Raw genomic sequence first — 16,065 nt, 5'->3', positions numbered from 1 at the left:
CGTACAGACAGCGGATGGGCGACGCACGGTAATCCAGCGGGCCTCTATACAGCGACAATTCGCAGCTCTCAATCAGCGGCCGAGTCGTCCGAGCACCGGGCGGCCAGCCGTAGAGAGCCACCAACAAGACAGCCACATCCAAGCCACACCGATACCCGTCGAGACACCCGAGCCCCAACAGCCCGAGCACCATTCAAGATAGAGGACACATTCATCCGTTGCCGTGTGGCGAACAGGTTGGGGCCCTTGGTGATACAGCCGGATTTCAGACCGACCACCGCGGTAAGGAATTCGCGCGAGTCGGCGATGGCGCCTGCCCGAATGGGGACTTGCACTGAGGGAGAGACGAAATCAGGCCAATGGTCGGACTTGCGGACCTGCCTCGAGCTAGCGTGTCTGGCGACAGGGCTCGGCGACGTCGATCCAACGGGGGCAGCGGATGCCAGATGTGGGACCCGGCAGTAATCCTGGCGAGAGAGATCGCCCACAGCAAAGCAATCGTCAGCGGGAAGGCACGTGGGCGACGATCGGTGGGGCCGCCGGCGCCGTCGGCGTCGTCGTCGCTGTGATCTTCGGGATCGTGCAATGCTCGTCGGACTCGTCCTCGACCAGCACCCCCTCAGGTGTACCGCTGTCCGGCACATCGGTTGTGGCACCGACAACCTCGCCGGAACCGGCGATCCTCACCCAGGGTCATCAAAAGCTGGCAAACGTTCAAGGCATCGATCTGGACACCGGACAGATTCAAGACCAGGACCTGCCCGGCGTCGATCTGAGCCCGTCGAAGACCGCCGACAGCCTCAATGCAATGAGCCACGGCACACCACGATTCTCGATCCCCACAGACGAGGCAACCGGTCACGACGCGCACGATCGCTGCCGCGTGGTCGCAGCGGGCTCATGGACCAAGACCCTGGCCAACCTCTACGCCCTGCATATCGGCAACACGATCTGTGTGCGCACCGATCAGGGCAATCTCGCCGCCCTGACGCTCACCCACGTCCCCTCCGTCGCCGAGCAATACCTCGAATTCGACTTCGTGACCTGGCAAGATCGCTGAAGCCGCCAGTACCTCACGTCTAGTCTTCGGGCAGTGGGTCGGGCCGGGTCCAGCCGAGGATCATGGCTGGTGTGCAGCCGCCCACGAGCAGCGCGGTCAATGCCATCAGTCCGCCGGCGTAGGACATGTTTTCGTCGGCTCCTTCGGTGAACACCGAACCGAGGATCAGATAGATGATCGGGATCATCACCAGGTTCTGGGTGACCGTCAAGCCGATGGAGCGTGCGCTGTCCCGCTGCGCGATCTCGAACTCATCCAGGGCAGCCTCCGGCGCATCCCCGCGACGTCCGGAAACGATCTGAAGCGTAGTCCACAGCGGGAAGAACACCAGGCAGGCAGGCAACCACAAGAGCGGCGCCCCTGGTACGCCGAAGGCGCAGAGCACGCTGACGGCGAACATGAACGTGAACGTCAGCGCCAAAGCCACCACCAGCTTTCGGCGACGGCTCCTGGTTCGCCATCCGGGCAGCGACTTGGACCAGGTGCGTTCGTACTTGACGAAGCGGCGCGTGCGGTAGTCCTGATAACGGTGGATCAGGTTGCGCTGCTGTTGGGTAGCAGGGTTCATCGGAGACCTCCTTCGGTCAGACGTTGCGGCGGTAGAGCTCGGTGGACAGCGGCGTGAACTCCGAGCGGGAGAACACCGCCTCCACCGGCAACCCGAAGACGTCGCAGATGCGCAATGCGAGATCGAGGCTCGGATAGTGGTCGCCTCGTTCCAGCGCTCCCACGGTCTGGGGATTGACATCAATACGGGCAGCGAGCTCGGCCCGGCTCATCCGCCGCTCCGCGCGGAGCACGCCGATACGGTTGTAGATCGGGAGGCTTTCACCCCTCTTCACCGGACTCATACAAAGTATTGTTGTAAAAACCCAACAGACTGTCAAGTAAAGTACACGGCATCGGAATCATGGGGCCGTGCGTCGCGGTCGGTGCGGTCGCTCGGGATCGTCATCCGTCCCAGCACGACGCCGTCAGCGCGGTGCCGCCGCGCTGATCAGTCGGCACGCATCGTGGATCCGCGCTACCTCGGTCTCCTCTGCGGGAGGTGAGTGGTCAGCCCGTTCAACTCCACAGCGTCACATGCACTTTCGGACGGAACCGTGTGACGCCCACGCCGGACCCGCGGATCATCGCCTGGATACATCGCGGAGTGGTGATGAACCGCAGCAGTTCCGACACTGCGGGCTGGCGGGAATCGGGCGGCAATGTGGTGGCGCACCACTCGTCGGATACCTGAAGCCCGGGTCCCTTGATGTGGATCAACCGACCGGCCGCGAGGTCGGAGGAGACGGCGAAGCCAATCGTGACGGTGATACCCCCGACACGGCGGACCTCTTCGAGGGCGGCGGCGTCGCTCTGGAAGATCCGCTGGTGCGATTCGGGAACGGCCAACTCACGCAGCATCGTCGCGATATGCCCGTCGACACTGCCTGCGCTCGGGCCCAGCATCCACTGCTGCTCCCGCAGCAGCGCCGGATGCGGTGCGGCGCCTGCCAACGGGCTGTCGGGGCGCGCGACCGAAATGATCTGATACTTCAGGAACGGCCGGGCGGCGATGGTCGTGTCGGTGCTGTCCGAACCGGGCCCGAGCGCGATGTCCACCGCACGGGTCTCGATCAGACTGCGGAACTGGCTGGTGGGATGCACACTCAGCTCGACCGACAGGTCCTTCGCCCGCGCCGCGAACAAATCGATGAGGCCGGGCGCGGCATGTTCGGCGAACGTGCTCGATGCCGCGATATGGAGCAGCCGTCGACCGCGCGCCGCCTCGCTCACCTCGATCGCCGTCTGGCGCTGCAGTCCGAGAATCTCGATCGCCCGGCTGGCCAGGCGCAATCCGCCGGGCGTGAAGGCCAGACCCATCGCCGCGCGGGTGAAGAGCGGGTCATCGAGTTCCTTGCGCAGCTGAGCGATGTGCAGCGAGACACCGGCGTCGGACATCCCCAGCTCTCTGGCCGCCGCATGGACGGAGCCGAGCCGCACCACGGTCGAGTAGGCCCGAAGCTGGGCGGGCGTCACGATCCGAGTCTAGTTTGGAGGTGGACGCCGTGCCTACCGCCGCATCGCGCCCGGAGGACGCATCATGCAGGACGTGCTCACGGATCTGATGACAACCTGGAACGCCGGGGGCACAGCTGGGGTCGCGACGGTCGTGCGGACCTTCCGTTCGGCGCCGCGACCGCCTGGCGCGGCCATGGTCGTCGCCCCGGACGGGACAGTCGGCGGTTCGGTCTCCGGCGGCTGCGTCGAAGGCGCGGTCTACGAACTCGCCACCGACGTCATGCGGACCGGTCGTCCGGTATTGCAGCGGTACGGCTTCTCCGACGACGACGCATTCGCCGTTGGCCTCACGTGCGGCGGCACCATCGACATTTTCGTCGAAGCGGTCTCGCGGGAGACGTTTCCGGAACTCGGCGAGGTCGCCGCGGACATCACTGACGACCGACCGGTCGCGATCGCGACCGTCATCGAGCACCCGGACGCCGCCCGGGTAGGGCGACGCCTGCTGATCCGGCCGAGCGATGCGCACGGCACGCTGGGGTCGGCGCGCACCGATGATGCGGTGACCGATGACGCAGGCGGGCTGCTCGCGTCGGGACGCAGCGAGGTGCTTTCCTATGGTCCGGACGGGCAGCGTCGCGGCGAGGGCATGGCGGTTTTCGTCGCCAGTTATGCCCGGCAGCCGCGGATGCTGGTGTTCGGGGCGATCGATTTCGCCGCCGCCGTCGCGCAGCAGGGATCGTTCCTCGGGTACCGGGTGACGGTGTGCGACGCGCGGCCGGTCTTCGCCACCTCCGCCCGGTTTCCGACCGCCGACGAGGTCGTCGTCGACTGGCCGCACCGCTACCTGGCCGCGCAGATCGCGGCCGGCGCGGTCGATTCGCAGACTGTTGTCTGCGTGCTGACCCACGATCCCAAGTTCGACGTCCCGCTGCTAGAGGTGGCACTGCGTGCGCCGGAGATCGGCTACGTCGGCGCCATGGGATCGCGCCGCACGCACGACCAGCGGCTGTCCCGGCTGCGACAGGCCGGCCTCACCGACGAACAACTCGCCCGGCTTGCCAGTCCGATCGGGCTGGATCTGGGCGGCCGGACACCAGAGGAAACGGCGGTGTCCATCGCGGCCGAGATCATCGCGCGCCGCTGGGGCGGGCACGGCCGCTCACTGACCCGAACCGGCGGACGGATCCACCACCCGCCAACGGCCGATTAAGTGATTCCTTAATTCGGCCTTGACGACGGCGTCAGCGGGGCAGAGGCTGAGCTTCTTCCCATTGATGTGAGGTAGATCACATGCAAGTTCCTGGGCCATTCGAATACGAGCGCGCGACGGGCGTGGATCACGCCATCGGACTACTGGACCGGCTGGGGGAGGAGGCGCGCATCATCGCGGGCGGGCACAGCCTGCTCCCGATGATGAAGCTGCGTCTGGCCAATCCGGAATATCTCATCGACATCAACGACCTGGCTGCCGAACTGGGATACATCGTCACCGATCCGACCCTGGTACGAATCGGTGCGATGGTGCGGCATCGGCATCTGCTCGAATCCGACGATCTCGCCGCGGTGTGCCCGATCTTCCGTGACGCCGAGCGCGTGATCGCCGACCCGGTCGTGCGCAACCGCGGCACGATCGGCGGCTCGCTGTGCCAGGCCGATCCCGCCGAAGATCTCACCACGGTCTGCACGGTCCTCGGCGCCACCTGCCTGGTGCGCGGACCGTCCGGCGACCGGGAGATCGCGATGGACGACTTCCTGGCCGGTCCGTACGAAACCGCCATGTCGCGAAATGAACTTCTGATCGAGATCCGAATTCCCGTGCGGCATCGAACGTCGAGTGCCTACGCCAAGGTGGAGCGCCGGATCGGCGACTGGGCGATCGCGGCGGCCGGCGCGACGGTGACGCTGCACGGCGGGACGATAGCGGCCGCACGGATCGGGCTGACAGCAGTCGATCCCGATCCGGCGGCGCTCGCCTCTTCGATGGACGTGCTCATCGGTGAGCCGCCCACCGAAGAGGTCTTCTCGGAGGCGGGCCGCCGGGCGAGTGCAGCGTGCTCACCGGTGTCCGATGCGCGCGGCAGCGCGGACTACAAGCGACACCTCGCGTCCGAACTGACGGTTCGGTCGTTGCGCACCGCGGTCGAGCGCGTACTGAATGATCCTGCGCTGAAAGGTAACTAGCCATGCAGGTAACCATGACCGTCAATGGCGAGCAGGTGACCGCGGAAGTCGAGCCACGCACGCTGCTCGTGCATTTCCTGCGAGATCAATTGCGGCTCACCGGAACCCACTGGGGCTGCGATACCAGCAACTGCGGCACCTGCGTGGTGGAAGTCGACGGCGAGCCGGTGAAGTCCTGCACGATGCTGGCCGTCATGGCCCACGGTCGTGCGGTGCGCACCGTCGAGGGACTCGAGGTGGACGGCCGGCTCGATCCCGTGCAGGAGGGCTTCATGCAGTGTCACGGGTTGCAGTGCGGATTCTGCACGCCCGGAATGATGATCACCGCCCGCGCCCTGCTGGACCGCAACCCGAATCCCGACGAGCGGACCATCCGCGAGGCGATCTCGGGTCAGATCTGCCGCTGCACCGGATATACCACCATCGTCCGGTCGATCCAGTGGGCCGCGGCGAAGCAACGCGGCGAAGCCGCGGAGCCCGAACCCGCCCCAACGGCAGCGCCGGTAGGGAGCGCGTCATGACCGCCGTCGAGTCCCGGCCCGAAGACCGGGTCGACAACGACCGCAAGCCGTGCGGTCACGGCAGGATGCTCCGTAAAGAGGATCCCCGGTTGATTCGCGGACACGGCAATTTCGTCGACGACGTGTCGCTGCCCGGCATGCTGCATATGGCGATCCTGCGTTCCCCGTTCGCGCACGCGCGGATTGTGAGTGTCGACGTCTCCGCGGCACAGGCCCATCCGAAGGTCAAAGCGGTTGTCACCGGTGCGGATCTCGCGGCGAAGGGACTGGCCTGGATGCCGACGCTGTCCAACGATGTGCAGGCGGTGCTGGCGACGGACAAAGTCCGGTTCCAGGGCCAGGAGGTGGCCTTCGTCGTCGCCGAGGATCGCTACTCCGCGCGTGATGCTTTGGAGCTCATCAACGTCGAGTACGAGATGCTCGACCCGGTGATCGACGCCCGAACCGCACTGGCCCCCGACATGCCGGTGATCCGCGATGATCTCGATGGCAAGCGGGACAACCACTGCTTCGACTGGGAGACCGGCGACGCCGCCGCGACCGAGGCGGTGTTCGCACGCGCCGACGTCGTCGTCGAGCAGGAAATCGTCTATCCGCGCGTGCATCCCGCCCCGATGGAGACATGCGGCGCCGTCGCGGATCTCGATCCTGTGACGGGAAAGCTGACGCTGTGGTCGACGAGTCAGGCGCCGCATGCCCACCGCACGCTCTACGCGTTGGTGGCCGGACTGCCCGAGCACAAGATCCGGGTGATCTCCCCCGATATCGGCGGCGGGTTCGGCAATAAGGTGCCCATCTATCCGGGATACGTCTGCGCCATCGTCGGGTCGCTCTTGCTGGGCAAACCGGTGAAGTGGATGGAGGATCGCAGCGAAAATCTCACCAGCACCGGGTTCGCCCGCGACTACATCATGGTCGGCGAGATCGCCGCCGACGCCGACGGCAAGATCCTGGCCATCCGGTCGACCGTGCTCGCCGATCACGGCGCCTTCAACGGCACGGCCGCGCCGTTGAAGTATCCGGCCGGCTTCTTCGGCGTCTTCACCGGTAGCTACGACATCGAGGCAGCCTATTGCAAGATGACCGCGGTCTACACGAACAAGGCCCCCGGCGGCGTCGCCTACGCGTGCTCGTTCCGGATCACCGAGGCCGTCTACTTCGTCGAGCGGTTGGTGGACTGCCTCGCCTACGAGCTGAAGATGGATCCGGCCGAGCTGCGGCTGCGGAACCTCCTTCGCCCCGAACAGTTCCCGTACACCAGCAAGACCGGCTGGGTCTACGACTCCGGCGACTACGAGAAGACCATGCGCCTGGCGATGGACATGATCGGCTATGCCGCCTTGCGAAAAGAACAGCAGGACAAGCGCGCCCGCGGCGAATTGATGGGTATCGGGATGTCCTTCTTCACCGAGGCCGTCGGCGCGGGTCCGCGCAAGGATATGGACATTCTCGGACTCGGGATGGCCGACGGGTGTGAGCTGCGCGTCCATCCGACGGGCAAAGCCGTTGTGCGGCTGTCGGTGCAGACCCAGGGGCAGGGGCACGAGACGACGTTCGCCCAGATCGTCGCCGAGGAACTCGGCATACCACCGGACGACATCGACGTGGTGCACGGCGACACCGATCAGACTCCGTTCGGTCTCGGCACCTACGGCAGCCGGTCGACACCGGTCTCGGGCGCCGCCGCCGCACTGGTGGCGCGGAAAGTGCGCGACAAGGCGCGGATCATCGCCTCCGGCATGCTCGAGGTCTCTGTCGCCGACCTCGATTGGGAGAAAGGCTCGTTCCACGTCAAGGGCGATCCGTCCGCGGCCGTGACGATCCAGCAGATCGCGATGCGAGCACACGGCGCCGGTGATCTCCCCGAGGGCATCGAGGGCGGACTCGACGCGCAGATCTGTTACAACCCGGAGAATCTCACCTACCCCTACGGTGCGTACTTCTGCGTCGTCGACATCGACCCGGGGACAGCTGTGGTGAAGGTCCGGCGCTTCCTCGCCGTCGACGACTGTGGAACCCGGATCAATCCGATGATCATCGAAGGCCAGATACACGGCGGCATCACCGATGGTATCGGCATGGCGCTGATGGAGATCATCGCCTTCGACGAGGACGGCAACTGCCTCGGCGGCTCCCTCATGGACTACCTCATCCCGACGGCGCTCGAGGTTCCGCATCTCGAGACCGGCTACACGGTCACCCCTTCGCCGCACCACCCGATCGGCGCGAAAGGCATCGGCGAATCGGCCACGGTCGGATCCCCTGCGGCGGTGGTCAACGCGGTGGTGGACGCACTGGCACCGTTCGGCGTCCGGCACGCCGACATGCCGCTGACGCCGTCCCGGGTGTGGGAAGCGATGCAGGGTCGGGCCACACCGCCCATCTGAGTAGGCGCGAGCGATGGGATCACCGACGAAGATCACCGAGCGTGCACAGCAACTGGTCCGCACCCGGACTCCGTTCGTGCACGCGACCGTCGTGCGCGCACAGCAACCGACCTCGGCGCACGCCGGGGATGAGGCGATCCTGTTGCAAGACGGGACGATCGAAGGATTCGTCGGCGGCCAATGCGCCCAGAACTCGGTCCGCAAGGCGGCACTGGGTGCCCTGCAGTCGAACGAGAGTGTGCTGCTGCGCGTGCTGCCCGACGGTGATCTGCACTTTCCCGAGGCGCCCGGCGCGGCGGTGGTAGTGAATCCCTGCCTGTCCGGCGGAGCGCTGGAGATATTCCTCGAGCCACAGATCCCGGCGCCTCTGGTGCGCATCTGCGGCGCGACACCCATCGCGGACGCACTGGCCGAAGTATGCGAACTGGTGGGATTCGGGGTGCAGCGCAGTGCTGCCGGAGCAGACTCGCTGGATTCGCTGGTCGATACGACCGCGGTGGTGATCGCAAGCCATGGCGGCCAGGAAGCCGAGATGATCCGCACCGCGCTCGACTCGGGCGTGGGGTATATCGGCTTGGTGGCCAGCAGCATTCGGGGAGCATCGATTCTCGACGAGCTCGGATTGACCGACGCCGAGCGTGCGCGCGTGCGCACCCCGGTGGGTTTGCCGATCGGCGCCAAGACGTCTGCGGAGATAGCCGTCTCGATTGCCGCGGAAGTAATCCAGGCGATCCGCAAGGGTGGCTTGGCCGTCCCGGCCCGCCCGGCGAGCGTCGCATTCGAGACGCTCGATCCGGTATGCGGTATGACCGTGACGGTCGGGCCGGACACACCACGTCTTACTGTCGACGATCTCGACCACTGGTTCTGCAGTTCCCGCTGCCGTACCTCTTTCGCCGAGGCGCATCCGGGCTCATGACAATCGGATTCGTCACCGGAGTCGTCCTCGCCGCGGGAACCTCACGGCGTCTCGGTACTGCGAAACAGCTACTGCCGTATCGGGATACGACGATTCTCGGCGCCACCCTCGACGTGGTGCGATGCTGCGATTTCGATCAGGTCATCGTCACCCTCGGCGGCGCGGCGGCGGCGATCCGCCAGCAGGTCGATCTCACCGGCCTGGAGGTGGCCATGGCCGAGGACTTCCGTTCGGGCTGTTCGTCGTCGCTGCGTTCCGCCCTGAGCTCGGTCCATCCCAGAGCCGCCGGAGTCGTGCTGATGCTCGGTGATCAACCGGGTGTGTCGGCGTCGACCATCGACCGTCTGATCACCGAGGGAACGACCGCCGCGATCACGGTCTGCCGCTATCGCGACGGTATCGGGCATCCATTCTGGCTGAGCCGCAGCCCATTCAGCGAGTTGGCCCGATTACACGGCGACAAGGCGGTGTGGAAGATCATCGAGTCGGGCCGCTTCGCGGTGTCGCGGCTCGACGTCGACGCACCGGTGCCCTTGGACGTGGACACCTGGGACGACTACCAGCGCCTGCGCGCCGCGACGTCGCCATGATGTCGCCGTTCGACGATATCGGGGACGTGGTGCGTCGATTCGACGCCGACGACTACCTGCTCGATACCGGGACCGCCGCCGCCTTCTATCTGGCCACCACGTTGGGTCGGCCGCTGCTGCTGGAAGGCGAACCGGGAGTCGGCAAGACGACGGCGGCGAAGACCCTGGCTACCGTGTTGGGCGCACCGCTGATTCGCCTGCAATGCTACGAGGGCCTCACCGTGAGCGAAGCGCTGTACGACTGGAATTACCAGCGTCAACTGCTCAGCATCCGGCTCGCCGAGGCCCGCGGCGTCGACCTCACCGAAGCCGACCTGTTCACCGAGGCATTCCTGGTCGACCGCCCGATCCTGCGCTGTGTGCGGTATCGCGGTCCGACGCCGCCGGTGCTGCTGGTCGACGAAATCGACCGTGCCGATGACGAATTCGAGGCGCTGCTGCTGGAATTCCTCGGTGAGTCCGCGGTGACCGTGCCCGAACTCGGCACCTTTGCCGCCGAGCAGCCGCCGCTCGCGGTGCTGACTTCGAACCGCAGTCGCGACCTGCACGACGCGCTACGGCGGCGCTGCCTCTACCACTGGATCGACTACCCGGAACCGGCCCGTGCGGTGGCGATCGTGCGACGCACCGTGCCCGGGGCAACCGATGCGCTGATCGAGCATGCCACCCGATTCGTCGCCCACGCTCGCGGTCTCGATCTCGACAAACCGCCAGGTGTCGCCGAGACCATCGACTGGATCGCCGCGTTGGCGACGCTCGATGTCGCGGATCTCTGCGCGCCGGAGGCGATTGCCGCGCTGAGCGCACTGGCGAAGACACCCGACGACCGCGACACCGTGCACGCGGCATTCGCCGAATACACCCGAGACCTGGCTACCGGATGAGAGGGATACAGCAATGAAGATCGCCAACGAGTTCACCGTCAACGCACCCGTCGAGCAGGCATGGGAGGTGCTGACCGACCTCGAACAGGTGGTCCCACTCATGCCAGGCGCACAGAAGGTCGGCTGGGAGGGAGACGACTTCCTCGGCCGGCTCAAGGTCAAGGTCGGCCCAGTGACCAGCGAATTCACCGGGAAGGCGAATGTCGTCGAGCGCGACGAACACGACCATCGCGCCGTCATCAACGGCCGCGGCCGGGATTCGCGCGGATCCGGAAACGCCGCGGCGACCATCACCACACAACTGCGCGCAGAGGGCGACAGAACTCATGTCACCGTGGACACCGACCTCAAGATTGTCGGCAAGCTCGCCCAATTCGGCAGCGGGACGCTGCAGCAGGTGTCCGAGAAAATGATCGGTCAATTCGTCGCATCCTTGGAAGCGAAACTCGCGGCGGGCGATTCGACTGCCGCGCAGTCGGTCGCACAACCCGAGTCGGCACCGCTCGACCTCGTCGATCTCGTCGGGCCTGCGATGATCAAGAAGTATGCGCCCGCGATCGCGTTCGGGCTGGCGGTCGTGCTCGGAATTATTCTGGTAGGCAGGCAGATACGCAGGAAGCGATGACACGAGCCGTACTCCTGCGCGGCGTCGATCTGGCGGCATTCGCCGTCGCGATGGTCGCGCGGTTGCGGCGTGGTGGGGTCGCAGTGGCGCCGAGCGGGCCCGCACTGTACGTGCAAGCCTTGCGTCGCATGACGCCGCGATCGCGCACCGAGCTCTACTGGGCCACACGACTCACACTCGTCGATCGCATGCAGGATCTGGCTGCCTTCGACGCGGTCTTTGCGACGGTGTTCGCCGATGCGACGCTTGGCATGGACCCGCCGAGCCGAACGCACGGACTTCCTGCCCAACGCGTGTCGGCGCCGGGTGCGGGCCGTCGCGGGCAGCCTCGGCAAGGCGGCGAAGCCCCCTGGGCGACGATGCAATCAGCAACTGGTGCCGACCGATCGACCGACAAGGGTGCGGCGCTGCCGGACGTACTGCCGAGCCGGTTCGCCGCACGAGCGCAGGAACCGTTCGCCCGCTTCGAGCCGGACGATCTGCGGACAGTCGGCGCCTGGCTGGAACAGGCGGCGGCGCTCTGGCCGCAGCGCCGAAGCACGCGCTACGAAAACCATGCGCACGGCAAGCGGATCGACTTCCGGGCGACGATGAACAACTCCCGCCGCACCGGCTGGGAGTCGGCGGTGCTGGTCCGCACTCGTCCCCGGCGTCGCCCGCGCCGAATCGTCATGATCTGCGACGTCAGTCGCTCGATGCAGCCGTATGCAACGATCTATCTGCACCTGATGCGGGCGGCGATGCAGCGCCGTTCGCCCGATCGACCCGAGGTGTTCGCCTTCTCCACCTCGCTGACCAGGCTTACCTCGGTACTCGCGCATCGTTCTCCGGATGTCGCGGTAGCCCGCGCCAACGACAAGGTGACCGACCGCTATGGCGGCACGCACATCGGCCGATGCCTCGGCGCGCTGCTCGCAACTCCGTCCGGTAACGCGGTGCGCGGCGCTGTCGTCGTCATCGCATCGGACGGCTGGGACAGCGACACCCCGGATCTCCTTGCCCGTGCGATGGCTCGGATCCGGCGCCGGGCTTGGCGCGTCATCTGGCTCAATCCCCGTGCGGGCGAGTCCCGATTCCAGCCGGTCACCGGTGCGATGGCGGCGGCACTGCCGTTCTGCGACGTCATGATGCCTGCGCACACAATGGCGGGTATACACGCGTTCGTGCAAGTTCTGGCATCGTCGGTGGTCACTTGATGCGCGCTCCCGCGCAGGATACGTACGCGACACCCGGTTGGAGCCCAGCCCCTGGGGGGAGAGGCGTTGCGGGGCATCGGATGAGCACCACCCGTGCGCCCGCGTTGTTCAGCACATGCGCGAGCTGTTCGGCCGACAGCGTGTTGTACACCGAGAACGAGGTGGCGCCAAGGTGTTGCGCGGCGACTTCCAACGGGTAGAAGTCGATTCGGTTCGACATCATCAGCGCGACTGTGTCGCCGCGCCGCACGCCGAGGGCCGCCAGGCCTGCCGCGACCAGCCGGACCTGGGCCGCGTACTCCCGCCACGTCATGGTGTGCTCGTCGCCGGACGTGCGCAGTGCGATGGCGTCGGGGTCGATGGTCGCGGTGTGCTGAAAGGCCGCACACAGCGTGTCGAAACGAGGGCTGGTCGTCATGAGAGTCTTTCGGTCCGTGTGGTCGCGTCGAGAATGTCGAAGACGAAGCGGGCGGCAGCGCGATAGGCCGTCCGCGCTTCCGGGACGAGTGCGGGTAGTGCGTGGAAGACATGCATCTGGTCAGGCCACACCTCCAGTTCGCATGCCGCGCCTGCCGCACGTAGTCGCTCGGCGAGCGCGATCGCGTCGGCGGTGAAGAATTCGCTGGCGCCGGCGTGAATCAACGTCGGCGGCAAGGCCATTCCAGGGCCGGGCAGTAGTTCGAGCCGGTCAGCGGTGAACTGCGCGATCGCCGCCGAGGCGACCTGGACCGACATGATGCCGTCCCGTTCGCCGGCTTCGTAGCCGGCCGCGATCTCGAGGCTGAGGTCGGTCATGGGGGAGAACAGCAGCAGCGCAGCAGGTGCCGCACTTCGGCTGCGCGCGTTGGCGATCGCGAGATCGGCGGCCAAGTAGCCGCCCGCCGAGTCGCCCGCGACGACAATGCGATTCGCCGGATATCTGGCGAGCAACCACCGATAGGCACCGGCGACGTCGTGCGGAGCGGCGGGGAAGGGATGCTCGGGGGCCAGTCGGTAGTCCACGGCGAATACCGGCAATCGGGTCGCCGTGGACAGCCGCGAAGTCATCCCCCGGTACGAGCGCGCCGAGCCCGCGACGAAGCCGCCGCCATGCACGTACAGGATGACGGCATCGGTGCGGGTCGCTTTCGGACCGCGTACCCACTCGCCGCGAACCGCGCCGTCGATGATCGATTCGACGGCCGTGTCGCGCAGCACCGGCGCGAGCGATCGCATGGCCCGCTCGATGACTGGTCGGGCGAACGACAGCGTGTTCGAACTGACGGGCGTGCGCTGCGCCAATCGGCGCACGGTCAGCGCCGATACCTGACGCAGCGCCCGGGCACGGCGTGAGCCGCGCACGATATCCCGGCCCCTCACCGCATACTCTCCAGTCGGCGGAGCAGCTGGGCGACCCGCGGGTCGCGGGCGAGTCGGTGATCCAATGCGATGTTGACGACGCCGCGCAGCAATGCGTACGGCTCCCAACTGGTCGGTGCGACGGTGCGGGCGGCGCGGCGGCCGATGCCGTCGGCGATCACCCGAGCCGCCTCGCCCGCCGAGATCCGCACGTTGAGCGGCCACGGCAGCAGGCTGTCGAGTTCGCGTCCGATCTCGTGCTGGTCCAGCGTCGCGCGCGTCATCGCCGTGTCGATGATGCCGAGATATGACACCCCGGCCGTGGCGCCGAGACCGGCGAGCTCCACCCGCAGTGCGCGGCCGAGTTGTTCGACGCCCGCCTTGCTGATCATGTACGGGGCGCCGCCCATGCCTGGGGCAAAGGCAGCGCAGGAAGAGACGACCGCGACATGTCCATGCGTGGCGACGATATGGTTCAGCGCAGGGCGCACGGTGTTGAACACACCGGTCAGGTTGATGTCGATGACGCGGTCGAAATCGCGCCCATCCATCGTGCGCAGCGTCGCCGGTTCGGGCACGACACCCGCGTTGGCGACCACGACGTCGAGTCGGCCGAAGTGTTCGACGGTGCGCGTCACCGCCTTCGCCATGGCCTCCCGGTCCGATACATCCGCACCGATCGCCAGTGACCGGTTCCCGAGTTCCGCCGCCGCAGACTGGGCGCCGGTGTCGTCGATGTCGATGATCGCGATCGAGGCGCCGCGCCGACGCAGGATGGTGGCGAGTTCGCGGCCGATGCCCTGGCTCGCGCCGGTGATCAGCACGGTCTTACCGTCCACGTCGTAGTGCGGGTCGGTGATCCGGCGCAGTGGGTTGAGCTGTCCGATATCCATCAGGCGCTCACCTCGTAGGAGTCGGTGTCGAATCGGCTGGTGCGGCGGCGGTATTCGAAGCTCCAGTTGGGATACAGGCCGGCGTTGCGGCCGTCTGGGGTTTGGTAGTAGCCGGTGCAGCCGCCGGTGACCCAGACGGTTTCCGCGCTTCGCCGTGCCATCTCGTCCAGGAAGGCATCCTGCACCTGCGGCTTCACCTCCACTCGGCGCGCGCCGAGCGCGCGCATCGTGGTCAGGGCGTCCACGATGTAGGCGATCTGCGATTCGATCATGAAGATGGCGGACTGGTTGCCCGCGGCGCCGAACGGGCCGAGGGTGCAGAAGAAATTCGGGAATCCGGCGAGGGTGGCGCCGAGATAGCTTTGCGGCTGCTGACGATAGAGCTCGGCCATCGACAGCCCGTCGCGGCCGGTGAACCTTTCGAATGCGCTTGGGATCGAGGTGAACCCGGTGCCGTAGATGATGGCGTCGACCGCCCGTTCGGTACCGTCGCGCAGCACGATCGAGTGCGGCCGCACTTCGGCGATCGGGTCGGTGACCACCTCGACATTGGGCTGGTCCAGCGCGGGAAGGTAGGAGTCGGAGAAGATCGCGCGCTTGCAGCCGATCATGTAGTCCGGGGTGAGTGTGCGGCGAAGCAGCGGATCCCGGACTTGCCGCCGTAACTGCAGCCTGCCGAGCAGTTCATAGGGGTGCCGGAATCGTTTGTCGACGAATCCGACCAGGCCGAAGCCTTCCAAGGCGGTATACCAGCTGCCGCGGATCAGCTTGCCCGCCATGGGGACCTGGCGAAGCAGCAGCCGCTCCAGGCCGTGGGTGCGCCGGTCCAGGCGGGGCACGATCCACGGTGCCGACCGCTGGAACAACACGAGTTCGGCGACCTTTGGCTGGATTTCGGGTACGAACTGCACTGCCGAGGCGCCGGTGCCGATCACCGCGACCCGCTTGCCGGTGAGGTCGTAGTCATGGTCCCAGTGCAGCGAATGGAAAGCCTTGCCCGCGAAGGTGTCCAGGCCGGGCAGCGACGGATACTTGGCCTCGGCGAACAGTCCGGTCGCGGAGATCAAGAAGTCGGCGGTGAACGCACCTCGGGTGGTGTCGATGCGCCAGCGCGACACCTGATCGTCCCAGCGTGCATCGAGCATTTCCGTATCGAACCGAATATGGTGCAGTGCACCGTGTTCAGTCGCCACAGCGCGGATGTACTCGAGGATCTCGCCCTGCTTGCCGTACTTGCGTGACCAGTCCGGATTCGGGGCGAAGGAATAGCTGTACAGCTGCGACGGCACGTCACAGGCGCAGCCGGGGTAGGTGTTGGCCTGCCAGGTGCCACCCAGGTCGTCGGCACGCTCCAGGATGACCAGATCGTCGAATCCGGCCTGCCGCAACTTGATCGCCAGGCCGATGCCGCCGAAGCCGGCGCCGACTATCACGATCTGTCGATGTTCGCTCGAGGTAGCCATC

Annotated in this window: 16 protein-coding genes and 1 pseudogene; 10 read left to right on the top strand and 7 right to left on the bottom strand. The window is 66.5% G+C overall.

Annotation, left to right across the window (positions count from 1 at the left end; translation table 11 throughout):
- Positions 1–649: 649 nt before the first annotated feature.
- Positions 650–1,060, top strand: coding sequence for a hypothetical protein (locus tag OHA40_RS32400; RefSeq protein WP_330230600.1), 411 nt, complete (start codon positions 650–652; stop codon positions 1,058–1,060).
- 19 nt (positions 1,061–1,079) lie between these two features.
- Here the strand turns inward: OHA40_RS32400 and OHA40_RS32395 are convergent, their stop codons facing one another.
- From OHA40_RS32395 to OHA40_RS32385, 3 genes are all read right to left on the bottom strand, one after another.
- Positions 1,080–1,628 (bottom strand): hypothetical protein, encoded by a 549-nt coding sequence (locus tag OHA40_RS32395; protein ID WP_330230599.1) that lies wholly within the window; start codon positions 1,626–1,628, stop codon positions 1,080–1,082.
- A 16-nt stretch (positions 1,629–1,644) separates the two neighbouring features.
- Positions 1,645–1,911 (bottom strand): helix-turn-helix transcriptional regulator, encoded by a 267-nt coding sequence (locus tag OHA40_RS32390; RefSeq protein WP_330230598.1) that lies wholly within the window; start codon positions 1,909–1,911, stop codon positions 1,645–1,647.
- Between the two features lie 214 nt (positions 1,912–2,125).
- Complete coding sequence (locus OHA40_RS32385) at positions 2,126–3,082, bottom strand: LysR family transcriptional regulator (protein ID WP_330230597.1); 957 nt, start codon at positions 3,080–3,082, stop codon at positions 2,126–2,128.
- 64 nt (positions 3,083–3,146) lie between these two features.
- Between OHA40_RS32385 and OHA40_RS32380 the strand changes: the two genes are divergently transcribed.
- The 9 genes from OHA40_RS32380 (at position 3,147) to OHA40_RS32340 (ending at position 12,370) form a co-directional block, all read left to right on the top strand.
- On the top strand, positions 3,147–4,277 hold the full coding sequence (locus tag OHA40_RS32380; protein WP_330230596.1) for an XdhC/CoxI family protein: 1,131 nt from the start codon (positions 3,147–3,149) through the stop codon (positions 4,275–4,277).
- Between the two features lie 80 nt (positions 4,278–4,357).
- The gene (locus tag OHA40_RS32375; RefSeq protein ID WP_330230595.1) at positions 4,358–5,248 is read left to right on the top strand and encodes an FAD binding domain-containing protein; all 891 of its coding nucleotides are present in this window, start codon (positions 4,358–4,360) and stop codon (positions 5,246–5,248) included.
- A gap of 2 nt (positions 5,249–5,250) precedes the next feature.
- Positions 5,251–5,769 carry a (2Fe-2S)-binding protein gene (locus tag OHA40_RS32370; RefSeq protein WP_330230594.1) on the top strand — a complete coding sequence of 173 codons (519 nt, stop codon included), beginning with the start codon at positions 5,251–5,253 and terminating at the stop codon, positions 5,767–5,769.
- On the top strand, positions 5,766–8,156 hold the full coding sequence (locus OHA40_RS32365) for an aerobic carbon-monoxide dehydrogenase large subunit (RefSeq protein ID WP_330230593.1): 2,391 nt from the start codon (positions 5,766–5,768) through the stop codon (positions 8,154–8,156). Before OHA40_RS32370 ends, OHA40_RS32365 begins: the two co-directional genes overlap by 4 nt.
- Before the next feature lie 13 nt (positions 8,157–8,169).
- Positions 8,170–9,075 (top strand): XdhC family protein, encoded by a 906-nt coding sequence (locus OHA40_RS32360; protein WP_330230592.1) that lies wholly within the window; start codon positions 8,170–8,172, stop codon positions 9,073–9,075.
- Positions 9,072–9,665 carry a nucleotidyltransferase family protein gene (locus OHA40_RS32355; protein WP_330230591.1) on the top strand — a complete coding sequence of 198 codons (594 nt, stop codon included), beginning with the start codon at positions 9,072–9,074 and terminating at the stop codon, positions 9,663–9,665. Before OHA40_RS32360 ends, OHA40_RS32355 begins: the two co-directional genes overlap by 4 nt.
- Entirely contained in the window at positions 9,665–10,549 is an 885-nt protein-coding gene (locus tag OHA40_RS32350; RefSeq protein WP_442944089.1) for an AAA family ATPase, read from the top strand. Before OHA40_RS32355 ends, OHA40_RS32350 begins: the two co-directional genes overlap by 1 nt.
- Positions 10,550–10,562: 13 nt before the next feature.
- Complete coding sequence (locus tag OHA40_RS32345; protein ID WP_330230589.1) at positions 10,563–11,174, top strand: SRPBCC family protein; 612 nt, start codon at positions 10,563–10,565, stop codon at positions 11,172–11,174.
- Positions 11,171–12,370 (top strand): vWA domain-containing protein, encoded by a 1,200-nt coding sequence (locus OHA40_RS32340; RefSeq protein ID WP_330230588.1) that lies wholly within the window; start codon positions 11,171–11,173, stop codon positions 12,368–12,370. Before OHA40_RS32345 ends, OHA40_RS32340 begins: the two co-directional genes overlap by 4 nt.
- An 82-nt stretch (positions 12,371–12,452) precedes the next feature.
- Here OHA40_RS32340 and OHA40_RS32335 read toward each other — a convergent pair.
- From OHA40_RS32335 to OHA40_RS32320, 4 genes and pseudogenes are all read right to left on the bottom strand, one after another.
- Positions 12,453–12,788, bottom strand: a pseudogene (locus OHA40_RS32335) (AMP-binding protein); the annotation flags it as partial.
- Positions 12,785–13,729, bottom strand: coding sequence for an alpha/beta hydrolase (locus OHA40_RS32330; protein WP_330230587.1), 945 nt, complete (start codon positions 13,727–13,729; stop codon positions 12,785–12,787). The gene OHA40_RS32330 and the pseudogene OHA40_RS32335, both read right to left, overlap by 4 nt.
- Entirely contained in the window at positions 13,726–14,601 is an 876-nt protein-coding gene (locus tag OHA40_RS32325) for an SDR family oxidoreductase (RefSeq protein ID WP_330230586.1), read from the bottom strand. The genes OHA40_RS32330 and OHA40_RS32325 overlap by 4 nt, the downstream gene beginning before the upstream one ends.
- Positions 14,601–16,064, bottom strand: a complete 1,464-nt coding sequence (locus OHA40_RS32320; protein WP_330230585.1) for a flavin-containing monooxygenase — start codon at positions 16,062–16,064, stop codon at positions 14,601–14,603. The genes OHA40_RS32325 and OHA40_RS32320 overlap by 1 nt, the downstream gene beginning before the upstream one ends.
- Position 16,065: the final 1 nt, after the last annotated feature.

This window comes from Nocardia sp. NBC_00508, assembly GCF_036346875.1.
Lineage (GTDB): Bacteria > Actinomycetota > Actinomycetes > Mycobacteriales > Mycobacteriaceae > Nocardia.
Note: the sequence above shows the minus strand (reverse complement) of the source record. Positions and strands in the feature narration are given on the sequence as shown.